14 protein-coding genes and 1 pseudogene are annotated in these 12994 nt (G+C 61.0%); 13 read left to right on the top strand and 2 right to left on the bottom strand.

Annotation, left to right across the window (positions count from 1 at the left end; genetic code table 11):
- Positions 1–1198: CTP synthase (locus AAC029_RS06340; protein WP_339745253.1), on the top strand; the 1198-nt coding region annotated here is incomplete at its 5' end.
- A gap of 124 nt (positions 1199–1322) precedes the next feature.
- Positions 1323–1964 (top strand): head GIN domain-containing protein, encoded by a 642-nt coding sequence (locus tag AAC029_RS06335; protein WP_339745251.1) that lies wholly within the window; start codon positions 1323–1325, stop codon positions 1962–1964.
- Here AAC029_RS06335 and AAC029_RS06330 read toward each other — a convergent pair.
- Complete coding sequence (locus AAC029_RS06330; protein WP_339745248.1) at positions 1961–3358, bottom strand: pyridoxal-dependent decarboxylase; 1398 nt, start codon at positions 3356–3358, stop codon at positions 1961–1963. The two genes, AAC029_RS06335 and AAC029_RS06330, sit on opposite strands and share 4 nt — an antisense overlap.
- A gap of 385 nt (positions 3359–3743) precedes the next feature.
- Entirely contained in the window at positions 3744–4118 is a 375-nt protein-coding gene (locus AAC029_RS06325; protein ID WP_339745246.1) for a hypothetical protein, read from the bottom strand.
- A gap of 75 nt (positions 4119–4193) precedes the next feature.
- On the opposite strand from AAC029_RS06325, the gene AAC029_RS06320 reads away from it, so the two are divergent.
- From AAC029_RS06320 to AAC029_RS06270, 11 genes and pseudogenes are all read left to right on the top strand, one after another.
- A complete protein-coding gene (locus AAC029_RS06320) occupies positions 4194–4430 on the top strand; it encodes a hypothetical protein (protein WP_339745244.1) in 237 nt (78 codons plus the stop codon).
- A gap of 195 nt (positions 4431–4625) precedes the next feature.
- Positions 4626–4808 (top strand): 50S ribosomal protein L32, encoded by a 183-nt coding sequence (rpmF, locus tag AAC029_RS06315; RefSeq protein ID WP_091767016.1) that lies wholly within the window; start codon positions 4626–4628, stop codon positions 4806–4808.
- Between the two features lie 183 nt (positions 4809–4991).
- Positions 4992–6263 carry a phosphopyruvate hydratase gene (eno, locus tag AAC029_RS06310; protein WP_339745242.1) on the top strand — a complete coding sequence of 424 codons (1272 nt, stop codon included), beginning with the start codon at positions 4992–4994 and terminating at the stop codon, positions 6261–6263.
- Between the two features lie 27 nt (positions 6264–6290).
- Positions 6291–7073, top strand: a complete 783-nt coding sequence (locus tag AAC029_RS06305) for a class I SAM-dependent methyltransferase (RefSeq protein ID WP_339745239.1) — start codon at positions 6291–6293, stop codon at positions 7071–7073.
- A gap of 193 nt (positions 7074–7266) precedes the next feature.
- Positions 7267–7572, top strand: coding sequence for a septum formation initiator family protein (locus AAC029_RS06300; protein WP_339745237.1), 306 nt, complete (start codon positions 7267–7269; stop codon positions 7570–7572).
- 253 nt (positions 7573–7825) lie between these two features.
- On the top strand, positions 7826–8842 hold the full coding sequence (gene pdhA, locus AAC029_RS06295; RefSeq protein ID WP_339745235.1) for a pyruvate dehydrogenase (acetyl-transferring) E1 component subunit alpha: 1017 nt from the start codon (positions 7826–7828) through the stop codon (positions 8840–8842).
- 2 nt (positions 8843–8844) lie between these two features.
- A complete protein-coding gene (locus AAC029_RS06290) occupies positions 8845–9255 on the top strand; it encodes a hypothetical protein (protein WP_339745233.1) in 411 nt (136 codons plus the stop codon).
- 38 nt (positions 9256–9293) lie between these two features.
- On the top strand, positions 9294–10670 hold the full coding sequence (locus AAC029_RS06285) for a pyruvate dehydrogenase complex E1 component subunit beta (protein WP_339745230.1): 1377 nt from the start codon (positions 9294–9296) through the stop codon (positions 10668–10670).
- 517 nt (positions 10671–11187) lie between these two features.
- Positions 11188–11610, top strand: coding sequence for a GFA family protein (locus AAC029_RS06280; RefSeq protein WP_339745228.1), 423 nt, complete (start codon positions 11188–11190; stop codon positions 11608–11610).
- 15 nt (positions 11611–11625) lie between these two features.
- Positions 11626–11796 (top strand): annotated as a pseudogene (locus tag AAC029_RS06275) (biotin/lipoyl-containing protein); the annotation flags it as partial.
- Positions 11797–11993: 197 nt separating this feature from the next.
- Positions 11994–12911 carry a 2-oxo acid dehydrogenase subunit E2 gene (locus tag AAC029_RS06270; RefSeq protein ID WP_339745226.1) on the top strand — a complete coding sequence of 306 codons (918 nt, stop codon included), beginning with the start codon at positions 11994–11996 and terminating at the stop codon, positions 12909–12911.
- The last annotated feature ends 83 nt before the right edge of the window (positions 12912–12994 follow it).

Below are 12994 nucleotides of genomic sequence, written 5' to 3'. Positions count from 1 at the left end.
CGGCGATATCGAGGGCCTGCCTTTCTTCGAGGCGATCCGCCAGCTCGGCCAGGAACTCGGCCATGAACGCGCCGTCTTCGTCCACGTAACCCTGCTGCCTTTCATCAAGGTTGCCGGAGAGATGAAGACCAAGCCGACCCAGCACTCGGTCAAGGAATTGCGCTCGATCGGCATTCAGCCCGATATCCTGCTCTGCCGCTGTGAAATGCCGATTCCCGCTGGCGACAAACGCAAGATCGGCCTGTTCTGCAATGTGCGCGAAAGCGCCGTCATCGAAGGCATGGATGCATCCTCGCTGTATGACGTCCCACTAGCCTACCACAAGGAAGGCCTGGATCGCGAAGTGCTGCGATGCTTTGGCATTGCCGATGCACCCGCGCCGGATCTGACCAAATGGCTGAAGATCTCCAAGACGATCGCTGAACCTGACGGCGAAGTGACGATCGGGATTGTCGGCAAATATGTTGGCCTGCTCGACGCCTATAAATCCTTGATTGAGGCGCTCGCCCATGGCGGCATCGCCAATGGCGTCAAGGTCAAGCTGAGATGGCTCGATAGCGAGCAGTTTGAAAAAGATGATCCGTTCGGCCCACTCGAGGATGTACATGCTGTGCTGGTGCCCGGCGGCTTTGGTGGCCGCGGCGCTGAAGGCAAGGTCGCCGCAGCGCGCTTTGCCCGTGAACGCAAAGTGCCCTTCTTCGGGATTTGCTACGGCATGCAGATGGCGGTGCTCGAAGCGGCGCGCGATCTCGCGGGTATTCCCGATGCCACCTCTAGCGAATTTGGTGACGGCGGCGAAGCGATTGTCGGCCTGTTGACCGAATGGTCACGCGGCAATGAAGTCGAGACCCGCTCGGAAGCCGACGACAAGGGCGGCACGATGCGGCTTGGCGCCTATCCGGCTGTGTTGGCCGAGGGCAGCCATGTGCGCGAGATCTATGGCACCAGCCATATCGAAGAGCGCCATCGCCATCGCTATGAAGTGAATATTGCGTACAAGCAGCAGCTTGAAGACGCTGGCTTGGTCTTCTCCGGCATGTCGCCCGATGGCATCCTGCCGGAGATCGTCGAGATCAAGGATCATCCTTGGTATATCGGCGTGCAATTCCATCCCGAGCTGAAATCGCGTCCGTTCGAGCCGCATCCGCTGTTTGCCAGCTTCATCGCTGCCGCGCTTGAACAGAGCCGGATGGTTTAGGCCGCATCGCGCCAGAGCGACCCTGCGCCTCCTTTCGGGCGGGATGCATCCAAACACGATCCCACATGCATCAAGGGTGATGGATGATAGTGTGTTCCTCATGGACACGCGATGGGAGACGCAAATGCGCAATATGATTTTAGCGGCCCTGGGCGCCGCAGCATTCTCGGCTGGTCTGGCTTCGGCCGAGGACGTGCAGCCGCTTGATCTGACCGGATTCGACCGCATCAATGCGGGCGGCGGTTATCACTTGGTCGTCACGGTCGGCGAGAGCTGGTCGGTCGATCTTGAGGGCGATGCGGATGATTTCGATCAGCTTGAATCGCGGGTCAGCGATGGTGAATTGGTGCTGCGTCAGCACAACCGGATGTTTCGCCAACGTCGTGAGCTCGACCTGACTGTGCGGGTCACCCTGCCAGCCGTTGAGGCGCTTGATTTCCACCGCGGTATCAAAACTGAAGTTTCCGGTATCGCGGCCGGCGCGCTTGAAGCCGATGTCAGCACCGGCGCCGAAGTGACGATGTCCGGCACGTGCGGCGCGCTGGCGTTGGATCTGTCGACCGGCGGCGTGCTGCGGGCGGGCGATCTGGTCTGCCAATCGGTCGATATCGACTCTTCAACCGGCGGCGAAGCCCGTGTTTTTGCCAGCGACAGCGCCAAAGTCCGCGCTTCGACCGGAGCCGTAGTGCGGATATTCGGCTCACCAACCCATCGCGACACCCGATCCTCAATGGGCGGCGATATCCGCTTTGATGCCGGTAACTAAGCCGTCAGCTCAGCCAGTACATCGACGGCCATCATCACGTCCTCGCGGTTGCAATCGAACTGGCCGACCTGAAAGCGGATGACGAACTGGTCGTTATGCACGGTCTGGGTCAGATAGGTGCGGCCATCGGCATTGACGCGGTCGAGCAGGTTTCGCGTTGCCGCGGCGGACTGGTAGGCGAAGGTGAACAGCGAGAAGCGGCACGGCGTCACAAGCCGAAAGCCGGGCAGGGCGGCGATTGCGGTCGCGGCCTCATTCGCCCAAGCGATATGGTTGCGGATGCGGGTGCGCAGGCCTTCCAGCCCGTAGGCGCGGATCAGGAACCAGAGCTTGAGCGCGCGGAAACGGCGCCCGAGTGGCACGGTCCATTCGCTGTAATTGACCAGCCCCTCCGCCCCGCCATCATCAAGACCGGGCGTTTCGAGATAATCCGGCCGCAGACCGAGCGTGCGCACTTGCGGGCCCGGGTCGGCGAGGAATTGGATTGAGCAATCAAATTGCGCGCCGAGCCATTTGTGGGGATTGAAGACGATGGAGTCGGCGCCCTCCACGTCGGCCCAGATGTCGCGCAATTCCGGACAGATCATCGCCGATCCCGCCCAAGCCGCGTCAACATGGCTGTAGAGGCCTTCGGCGGCGGCGATGGCGAGGATGGCGGCAATCGGGTCAGAGGCGCCCACCGAGGTCCCACCGACGCACAACACCACTCCGGCGGGCGTATATCCGGCGGCGCGGTCGGCAGCGATGGCGGCGCTCAGGGCGTTCGGGCGCATCGAATCATCCTCATCGGTGGCGATCCTGACCAGATTGTCCTGGCCGATGCCGGCAATACGCACCGCCTTGTCGATCGAGGAATGCGCTTGGGCCGAGGCGTAGATTCGCAGGCGGGGCTGGCTGGACAGACCGGCGGTATTGCCAGACCAGCCAAGGGCACGCTCGCGCATGGTCAGGATAGCGGCGAGGGTGGCCGAGGAAGCGCTGTCCTGGATGACGCCGCGAAAGCCGTCCGGCAGGCCGAGCGCTTGGCGCATCCAGTCGACCATGCGGGTTTCCATTTCGGTCGCCGCCGGTGAGGTCTGCCACAGCATGCATTGCGCGCCCATCGCGGCGGTGATCTGTTCGGCCAGCATCGAGGCGGGAGCCACATTGGCGGGGAAATAGGCGAAAAAGCGCGGATGCTGCCAATGCGTCATGCCGTCAGGCACGATGGCCTCGAAATCGGCGAAGATGCGCTCCATCGTTTCAGCGCCTTCCGGCGGCGCGGCGGGGAGCTGGCGCAAGATGTCGCCCGGCTGCGTCTGGGCCCGCACCGGGCGATCACGCAAATTGGCGAGGTAATCGACCGTCCAGTCGGCGATCCGCTTGGCCCAAAGGTCGTATTGTTCCAGATCCATGGCCTGTCCTGCCTGTGACGGTGTCTCTTGGGCCCAATTCGCAAAATTGGAATCGGTTGGGTGAGGGGTCTTACTACTACTATGACTACAGCGAGGATGCGTAGAGGGCAGCGCGCTGATGCCGGACGGGTGGACGCAATCCGGCGGGGATTGAGTTTGGGCTAACGATGTCAAAGAGCGATGTTGGGGAGAGTATAGCCTGGTGCGGCGGGGGGCGGATAAGCGCGAGGATGGCACGGGGGAGACATCCGTATCCGCGGGCCGCGGCGGGATTGGAAATTCAATCGATCTTATGGATGCTTGGCTTTTGGAAATGGGTGCCGGTCACCACTTTTTTGATGTGCGCTAACTGTGCCTGTCTCAATTTCTTCAGCCATTTAAATTGCTACCAATAGGGCTCAAGGCCATTTCTGTGCCTTCTAAAAATCGCAAAAAGCGCTAACAAGTACAAGACGGATGCTACCCCGGTTCCCCACCAATAGGGCGCTGAAACCGCAACACCACCTTGCTCAAGCATCGACTGCACACGATGTGAGAACACCACATAGCCAAAAACCGTGAATTGCAACGCATAGGCTTGACGGCCGCCTTTAAAAAGCAGCTCAATTACGACCACTGACACAGCCGCGTATATGACCAACACCCAGATAACGCCAGCCCAATTCAGGTAGCCAGCGATTGTTATCAGGATAAAGCATGATTTCTGGAGAATCGTAGCTATCCCGACGACGCTCAAAAACTCCAATATCTTGGCTTTCATCAGACACCGCTCCTACGTTGACATTTTGGAACCCAGAATAGCGTCCACTCGCGCAATGCTGACTATCTGAATTAATTGGGACAGACACAATTATCAGGGCAGCGAGGACAGATTAATTGTGTCTGCCCCGATTATTTCCGCGAGGCCGTCACCATCTCCGTCGCTTTCGGCGACACCTCTTCCATCAAGGAAGAGGAGGGCGATAGTGGTGGCCGCAAAGCGGCCGGAGCTGGTGACGATGGCGGACGCAACGGACCTGATCCGGCACATATTGAGGAGAAAAAGGGCGGCGTCGTTCTGCAGTCGACCTAAGTTCAATGAGTGTTCGTGTCTCGTGATCGTGCGGTCTGCGGCGTCGCCCACAAAAGGTTAATACGCCTGTTGGCCGCGAATGTCACGAACAAGCGTCCCGAACGCTTGCGTGGCCAGTTCGAAGCGGCTATATGGCGCGGCTCTAACGGGTGGTTCGCACCATCTCTAACCGTATTTAGCATCGTGGAGAGCCTGATGGCCGTCCCTAAAAGAAAAACTACGCCGTCCAAGCGCGGCATGCGCCGCAGCCACGACGCCCTGTCCAACCCTGTCTATGTCGAAGACAAGGATTCCGGCGAGCTGCGTCGTCCGCACCATGTCGATCTGAAGTCCGGCATGTATCGCGGCCGCCAGATCCTCGACGTCAAGGACGACTGATTCGTATCGCCGCAGCGCCGCTGGTGCTGTGGGCATGAATTTCCACAGGCGCGTTCCGGAAACCGGGACGCGCCTGTTGCGTTTCAGCCCCGATTGGACCGGGCCTGCCAAGTTGGGCTTTGCCTGACGCCCGGCTTTGTCTATGAAGCGCCTCAACGCCATCCGCCCCGGAGCCTGACCCTCATGACCGCCATCACCGATATTCTCGCCCGTGAAATCCTCGACAGCCGCGGCAATCCAACCGTTGAAGTCGATGTGCTGCTGGAGGATGGCAGTTTTGGCCGCGCCGCTGTGCCTTCCGGCGCTTCGACCGGCAAGCATGAAGCGGTCGAGATGCGCGATGGCGGGGATCGCTATGGCGGCAAAGGCGTGCTCAAGGCGATCGCGGCCATCGAAGGCGAGATTTTCGAGACCATTGGCGGCTTTGATGCCGAAAATCAGCGCCGGATCGATGCCGCCCTGATCGAGCTCGACGGCACGCCCAACAAGGCGCGGCTCGGCGCCAATGCGACCCTGGGCGTCTCGCTCGCTGTGGCGCGCGCCGCAGCGGAGAGCTTTGGCCAGCCGCTCTATCGCTATATCGGCGGGCTCAATGCCCGCGTTTTGCCGACGCCGATGATGAATATCATCAATGGCGGCGCCCATGCCGACAATCCGATCGACTTCCAGGAATTCATGATCATGCCGGTCGGCATGGAAAGCTTTTCCGAAGCTTTGCGTTGCGGCGCCGAGGTTTTCCACGCCCTCAAGGCGCGTCTGAAGGCCGACGGCCTCAACACCAATGTCGGCGATGAGGGCGGTTTCGCCCCCGATATCGCCACCGCTGAACAGGCGCTCGACGTGATCATGAAAGCCATCGAATCAGCCGGTTACAAGCCGGGCGAGGATGTCGCCCTGGCGCTCGACCTCGCTTCGACCGAGTTTTACAAGGACGGCAAATATGTGCTGGCCGGCTCCGGCAAGACACATGATTCCGAGAGCTTCTCGGCCTATCTCGAAACCCTGGTCAACAACTACCCGATCATCTCGATCGAAGACGGCATGGCCGAGGATGACTGGGAGGGCTGGAAAGCCCTGACGACGCGCCTCGATGGCCGCTGCCAGCTGGTCGGCGATGATCTCTTCGTCACCAATCCGGAACGCCTCGCCCACGGCATTGAAGTGGGCGCCGCCAATTCCATCCTCGTCAAGGTCAACCAGATCGGCACGCTGTCGGAAACCCTCGATGCCGTCGATATGGCACTGCGCTCCGGTTATTCCGCCGTGATGTCACACCGTTCCGGCGAGACCGAGGATTCGATCATTGCCGATCTCGCCGTCGCGACCAATTGCGGGCAGATCAAGACCGGATCGCTGGCCCGCTCCGACCGTACCGCCAAATACAACCAGCTGCTGCGGATCGAATCCGAGCTGGGCGATATGGGCGTTTATGCCGGCGGCAGCGCGATCAGCTGAGGCTGCGCCGGGCATTGGAGGGTGCGCATGGATATTCACCGCCACAATGCGTCCGCTTGGAATACTGAATCCGATCGCGGAGACAGTCCCTGGTGCCAACCGGTCAGTGCCGACGTGATCGCTGCGGCACGGCGCGGCGAATGGTCGGTGATTCTGACGCCTAACAAATCCGTCCCGCGTGACTGGTTCGGTCCGCTGCAGGGCGCGCGTGTACTCTGCTTGGCCGGGTCGGGCGGGCAGCAGGCTCCGGTGCTCGCAGCGGCGGGGGCCGATGTGACCGTGTTGGATATTTCCGCGGCGCAACTGGCCAAGGACGTGTTTGTGGCCCAGCGCGACGGCCTCGACCTGACTGTGACCGAAGCGGATATGACGCGCCTGTCCGAGCATGTCAGCGGCGGGTTCGATCTGATCTTCCACCCCACCTCCAATCTCTTCATTGCCGACCTTGCGCCAGTCTGGCGGCAGTGCGCGGAAGTCCTCAAGCCGGGCGGGCGATTGCTTTCGGGTTTCGTCAATCCGGATTTCTGGTTGTTTGATCATGCTGCGGTCGAGGGCGGGGCTGCGTTGCAGGTTCGCTATAAATTGCCGTTTAACGCGGCGCGGGATCTGCCCGAGGCGCAGGTCCAGGCCCGAATCGAACAGCGAGAGGCGTTGGAATTCAGCCACAGCCTCGAATCCCAGATCGGTGGGCAGATCGAGGCGGGTCTCCTGATTGCCGGTTTCTACCAGGATGACTGGTCTGACGAGGCTACGCCGCTCAACGCCTATATGCCGACCAGTTTCGCCACGCTGGCGCTCAAGCCGGGTTGATCGATCAGCATGATGCCCATCCATGCCGGTCCCAACGCGCCTGGCAGAACCGGTGATGATGGCGATTTCTGCCGCATTTGCGGCCCGTATCTTACCGGGGCCTGAATCCCGGATTCACGCTTCCTAAAGCCTGATCGTGTTCAATCATCCTCATCGAACAGGCCGAAAAGGCCGAAGATCAGGGTGTGTGGCATTGGACGCGATCAAGCGTATTCTTCCCAGCTGTTTCCTCGCGGTCGCGATTGCCTATTTCGGCTATCACGCGCTGACGGGCGAGCAGGGGGTGCTCAACTGGATCGTCGTCAAGAACGATCTCCACGCCGCCGAAATCGAACTCGCCGAAGCCCAATTCGAACGCGAGGCGCTTGAAACCACCGCAGCGCGCCTGCGCTCTGACAGTCTCGACCTCGACTATGTCGAGGAACGCGCCCGCACCATCCTCAATGTCGCCCATCCGCGCGACTTTATCGTCGAGATCACCACTGACGACGGCCGCTGAGCGGGCTTCCACCCGCTTCCCCTCATCCTCACCAAACATGTTCGTCTTCCTGACGTAAGTCAGGACCTCGATATCATTGAGCTCTACGGCGTCGAGCTCCTGACTTACGTCAGGAAGACGCAGTGGTTGTTGCAGGCCTGCGGGCCGCTCAGCTTTCCCCGCACTGGCGAGATGTCGCGCCGCCGCTTGCCCCTGACAGGCGATTTCTGATACATGGCGATAGCGACAAAGAGGAGCGCGAAACATCTGTTTCGTGTACGAAATAATGGCCGCCAAGCGCAAAACCGCCACGACCACCGTTAAAGCTGCCGGCAAGGACCAGCTGCTGCAATACTATTCGGAAATGCTGCTGATGCGGCGTTTCGAGGAAAAGGCCGGCCAGCTTTATGGCATGGGTCTGATTGCCGGCTTCTGCCATTTGTATATCGGCCAGGAGGCCGTGGTGGTCGGCGTCCAGGCGGCGCTTGAAGAGGGCGACCAGGTCATCACCGGCTATCGCGACCACGCCCACATGCTCGCCAAGGGCATGGACCCCAATGGCGTGATGGCCGAGCTAACCGGGCGCGCCGGCGGCTATTCGCGCGGCAAGGGCGGCTCGATGCACATGTTCTCTCGCGAGAAGCATTTCTATGGCGGCCACGGCATTGTTGGTGCCCAGGTCTCGCTCGGCACCGGCCTCGCCTTCGCGGATCGCTACAAGGACAACGGCAAGATCTCGGTCGCCTATTTCGGCGATGGCGCCGCCAATCAGGGCCAGGTCTATGAAAGCTTCAACATGGCCCAGCTCTGGCGTCTGCCGGTGGTCTATGTGATCGAAAATAATCAGTACGCGATGGGTACTTCGGTCGGACGCGCTTCGTCCGAGACCAAGCTGCACAAACGCGGCGCCTCCTTCGGTATTCCCGGCATTGAAGTCGACGGCATGGATGTCGAGGCCGTTCGCACGGCTGCCGAGATGGCCGCCAAACACGCCCGCTCCGGCGACGGGCCCTTCATTCTGGAAATGAAAACCTATCGCTATCGCGGTCACTCGATGTCGGATCCGGCCAAATACCGCACCCGCGAGGAAGTCGACGATATCCGCAGCCATCACGACCCGATCGATCTGATCAAGAAACGCCTCATCGAAGGCGGTCACGCGACCGAAGACGATCTCAAGGCGCTCGACAAGGAGGTCAAGGTCATCGTCAACGCCGCCGCCGAATTCGCCAAAACCTCGCCGGAGCCCGATCCGAGCGAGTTGTGGACTGACGTGTTGGTGGAGGCGTGAGCATGACCCCGCAAGTGAAGCATTTCATCGAGAACTGGCATGCCGCCGTGCGCGACCGCGACCGGGCCAAGCTGGCCTCGATTGTCGCCGAAGGCTGTGAGCTGCACTCGCCGGTGATCTGGAAGCCGTCGGACGACAAGCATTACATCCTGCATATCCTGATGGGCGTGATCTCGATCGTCGAGGATTTCGACTATCGCCAGCAATGGGTTGACGGCAATGAGGTGATCCTCGAATTCACCGGCACGGTCGACGGCATGGGCCTGGTCGGGTTTGACCGCATCACCGTCAATGACAATGGCGAAATGGCGCGGATCGAAGTTCTGATCCGCCCGCTCAACACGCTGATCGAATTTGCCAATCGCATGCGCACCCACGCGCTGCGCTACAAGCCGGAAGCGGCCAATAATTGAGCGCCTCGCTCGCTCTGACCACTGACAGGAATTGACCGATGTCGATTGAAATCCTCATGCCCGCCCTTTCGCCGACCATGGAAGAGGGCACGCTCGCCAAGTGGAATATCAAGGAGGGCGATAGCGTCACCTCCGGCATGGTGATCGCCGAAATCGAGACCGACAAGGCGACGATGGAAGTCGAAGCCGTCGAGGAGGGCGTGGTCGCCAAATTGCTCGTCGCCGAGGGCACCGAGAATGTGAAGGTCAATGCCGTGATCGCCGTTCTGGCCGAAGAGGGCGAGGATGCGAGCGCTGTCGAGGCGGCGCCGGAGACCAAGTCGGCACCCGCTTCCGCCGAGCCCAAAGCCGCTGCAGCACCGGCCGAGGCGCAATCTGCACCCGCCGCAGCGCCGGCCATGCACGATCCCGAAATTCCCGCCGGCACCAAGATGACCTCGACCACCGTGCGCGACGCCCTGCGTGACGCCATGGCGGAGGAAATGCGCCGCGACGAGACCGTCTTCGTGATGGGCGAGGAAGTGGCCGAATACCAGGGTGCCTACAAGGTCACGCGTGGCCTACTCGATGAATTCGGCGCCCGCCGCGTCGTCGACACGCCGATCACCGAGCATGGCTTTGCCGGCCTTGGCGTTGGTGCGGCCTTCAACGGTCTTCGCCCCGTGGTTGAATTCATGACCTTCAATTTCGCCATGCAGGCGATTGACCACATCATCAATTCCGCCGCCAAAACGCTCTACATGTCCGGCGGCCAGATGGGCTGCCCGATCGTCTTCCGTGGCCCCAATGGCGCTGCCAGCCGGGTCGGTGCCCAGCACAGCCATGATTACGCGTCCTGGTATGCCAATGTGCCGGGCCTGAAAGTCGTCGCGCCCTATGATGCCGCCGACGCCAAGGGCCTGCTCAAGGCCGCGATCCGTGATCCCAATCCGGTTGTCTTCCTCGAGCATGAAATGATTTATGGCGAGAGCTTCGATGTACCGGATCTGGACGACTGGATCGTCCCGATCGGCAAGGCCAAAGTGCGCCGTGAAGGCACAGACGTGACGATCACCGCACACAGCCGGATGGTGGGATACGCCCTGCAGGCCGCTGAGATCCTCAGCCAGGAGGGCATCTCCGCCGAAGTGATCGATCTGCGCACCCTGCGTCCGCTCGACACGGATACCGTCGTCGCCAGCGTCAAGAAAACCAATCGCATCGTCTGCGCCGAAGAGGGCTGGGGCCGGATGGGCGTCGGGGCCGAGATTGCCGCCGTCGTCACCGCCGAAACCTTCGATTATCTCGACGCCCCGCCAGCGCGCGTACACCAGAAAGACGTGCCTTTGCCCTATGCCGGCAATCTGGAAAAGCTCTCGCTTCCGGGCGTTGAGGATATCGTGCAGGCGGTGAGGGCCGTCTGCTATACGGAGTAGGGGCGGTGTCAGAAATTGGACTTATCGAGAAACGTTTGGGTGATCGATGCGATGCGATCATCGCTTTACCCTTGGCCGGCGAAGTCGGACCTGAGCTCCTCTTGGAGTTGGATCAGGATAGAGTCTTGCTTGGCGGAGGAGCGGCCGTCCGATTTGAATCCGGGGAATACCTATATTTTACTTGGGCGAATACGAACGATCACCATCTGGCGGTAACCGCGACGCTGGACGGGTGGCGTGAGGACAGCTTGGCCCGACTTCCGTTGGGTGGTCGTGGTGAGTGGCACAGGTTTGTAGGCGCGTCACTCATGACTATTCGAACTATCGGCGCTGAGAGCCTGTTTGGCGTCGAGCTGGATTTCCTTCGCGAGGGAGTGAGTTCTCAGCTGATGATCGCCACCGGGGCAGGTGAAGCGCGTCCCACCCATTCGGATGATATCATACTTAGCAATGGCTGTGCGAGGCCAATCGATTGGATTTGCGCGCCGGAAGTTTTCCGAACCTTGGCAGTTTCCTCATGACCAACTCCCAAGCCAAACGCCCTCGTCACGGCGGCTGCCATTGCGGCGCGGTGCGCTTTGCGGCCATCCTGCCGGACAATGTCGTGGCGTTGTCGTGCAATTGTTCGATCTGCGCCAAGGCGGGCTTTATCCATGTCATCACGCCGGGCGCGGACTTCCGCATCATGCACGGCGAGGACATGCTGACCGAATACCGTTTCAACACCGGCACGGCGAAGCATTATTTCTGCCGCCAGTGCGGCGTGGAAGCGTTTAACGTGCCGCGTTCGCATCCCGACGACTGGTCGGTCAATTTGCGCTGTTTCGATGCCGATGCCGGGCTTTTGCCCCGCTTCCAGGAATTCGACGGCGCCAATTGGGAAGCCCATGTCGCGACCATCAATCCAGAACTGGCCCCCGATGGGGCCAATGACGCCTGAGGCGAGGATCCAATCATGTCGATCGAAATCACCATGCCCGCCCTGTCGCCCACGATGGAAGAGGGCATTCTCGCCAAATGGCACGTCAAAGAGGGCGACAAGGTTGAGAGCGGCATGGTTCTGGCCGAGATCGAGACCGACAAGGCAACGATGGAAGTCGAGGCCGTCGATGAGGGCGTGATTGGCAAGATCGTGGTCGCTGAAGGCACGGAAGGCGTCAAGGTCAATGCCGTGATCGCCATTCTGCTCGAGGACGGTGAGGACAAAAGCGCGATGGACAAGGCGCCCGCTGCCGCGCCTGCCCCTGCGGCCCCCCGGCAAGCCGAGGAGGAAGTGCTGACAAGCCAGTTTCTTCCCCCATTTCCGGGGGAAGTGGCCACGCAGTGGCCGATGGGGGCGACCGTCTCAAAGCCTCCCCACTCGCCAAACGCATCGCCGCCGAGAAAGGCCTCGACCTCTCAGCGATCACTGGCTCAGGCCCACATGGCCGCATCGTCAAGCGCGATGTCGAGAACGTGGCGCCCGGCGCTGCCAAGCAAGCCGCTGCACCCGCCGCAGCCCCGGTCGAGATCGATCACGACGCGCCGCTGGCCCGCTATGGCATCGCCGCTGACCGCTATGACGTCGTCAAGGCCGATGGCATCACCAAGATCGCTGCCAAACGCTTGTCGGAAAGCTTCCGCGACATCCCGCACTTCCCGCTCAATGTCGATTGCCGCATCGATGCGCTGCTCGATTTCCGCAAGCGCATCAATGAAGCCGCCGGCGAGGGCGTGAAGATTTCGGTCAATGATATCCTGATCAAGGCAGCCGGGCTGGCGCTGAAGAAAGTGCCCGCCGCCAATGCCTCCTGGATCGAGGATGGCCGTATCGCCCTGCACAAGCATGCCGATGTCTCGATGGCCGTGGCGATCGAGGGCGGGCTGATCACCCCGATCATTTTCGACGCCGACACCAAGGGCCTGGTCCAGATCTCGACCGAGAGCAAGGATCTCGCGGCCCGCGCCCGGAGCCGCAAGCTCAAGCCGGAAGAATTTCAGGGCGGCACCTTCTCCCTGTCCAATCTGGGCATGTTCGGCATCCAGTCCTTCTCCTCCATCATCAACCCGCCTCAGGGCATGATCCTCTCGGTCGGCGCCGGCGAACAGCGCCCGGTGGTCAAGAATGGCGCCCTGGCAATCGCCACCGTGATGACGGTGACGCTGACCTGCGATCACCGGGTTGTGGACGGCGCGACCGGCGCCAAATGGATCGCGGCGTTTAGAACCTTCGTTGAAGATCCGATGACCATGCTGATGTAGGGCACCACCCCTCATCAAAACAAACCCTTGTCATCCCTGACGGATGCCCCGCGAATGCGGGGCGCAGATCAGGGACCCAGACG

Origin of the sequence: uncultured Maricaulis sp., from assembly GCF_963975345.1 — a bacterium.
GTDB lineage: Bacteria > Pseudomonadota > Alphaproteobacteria > Caulobacterales > Maricaulaceae > Maricaulis.
Note: the sequence above shows the minus strand (reverse complement) of the source record. Positions and strands in the feature narration are given on the sequence as shown.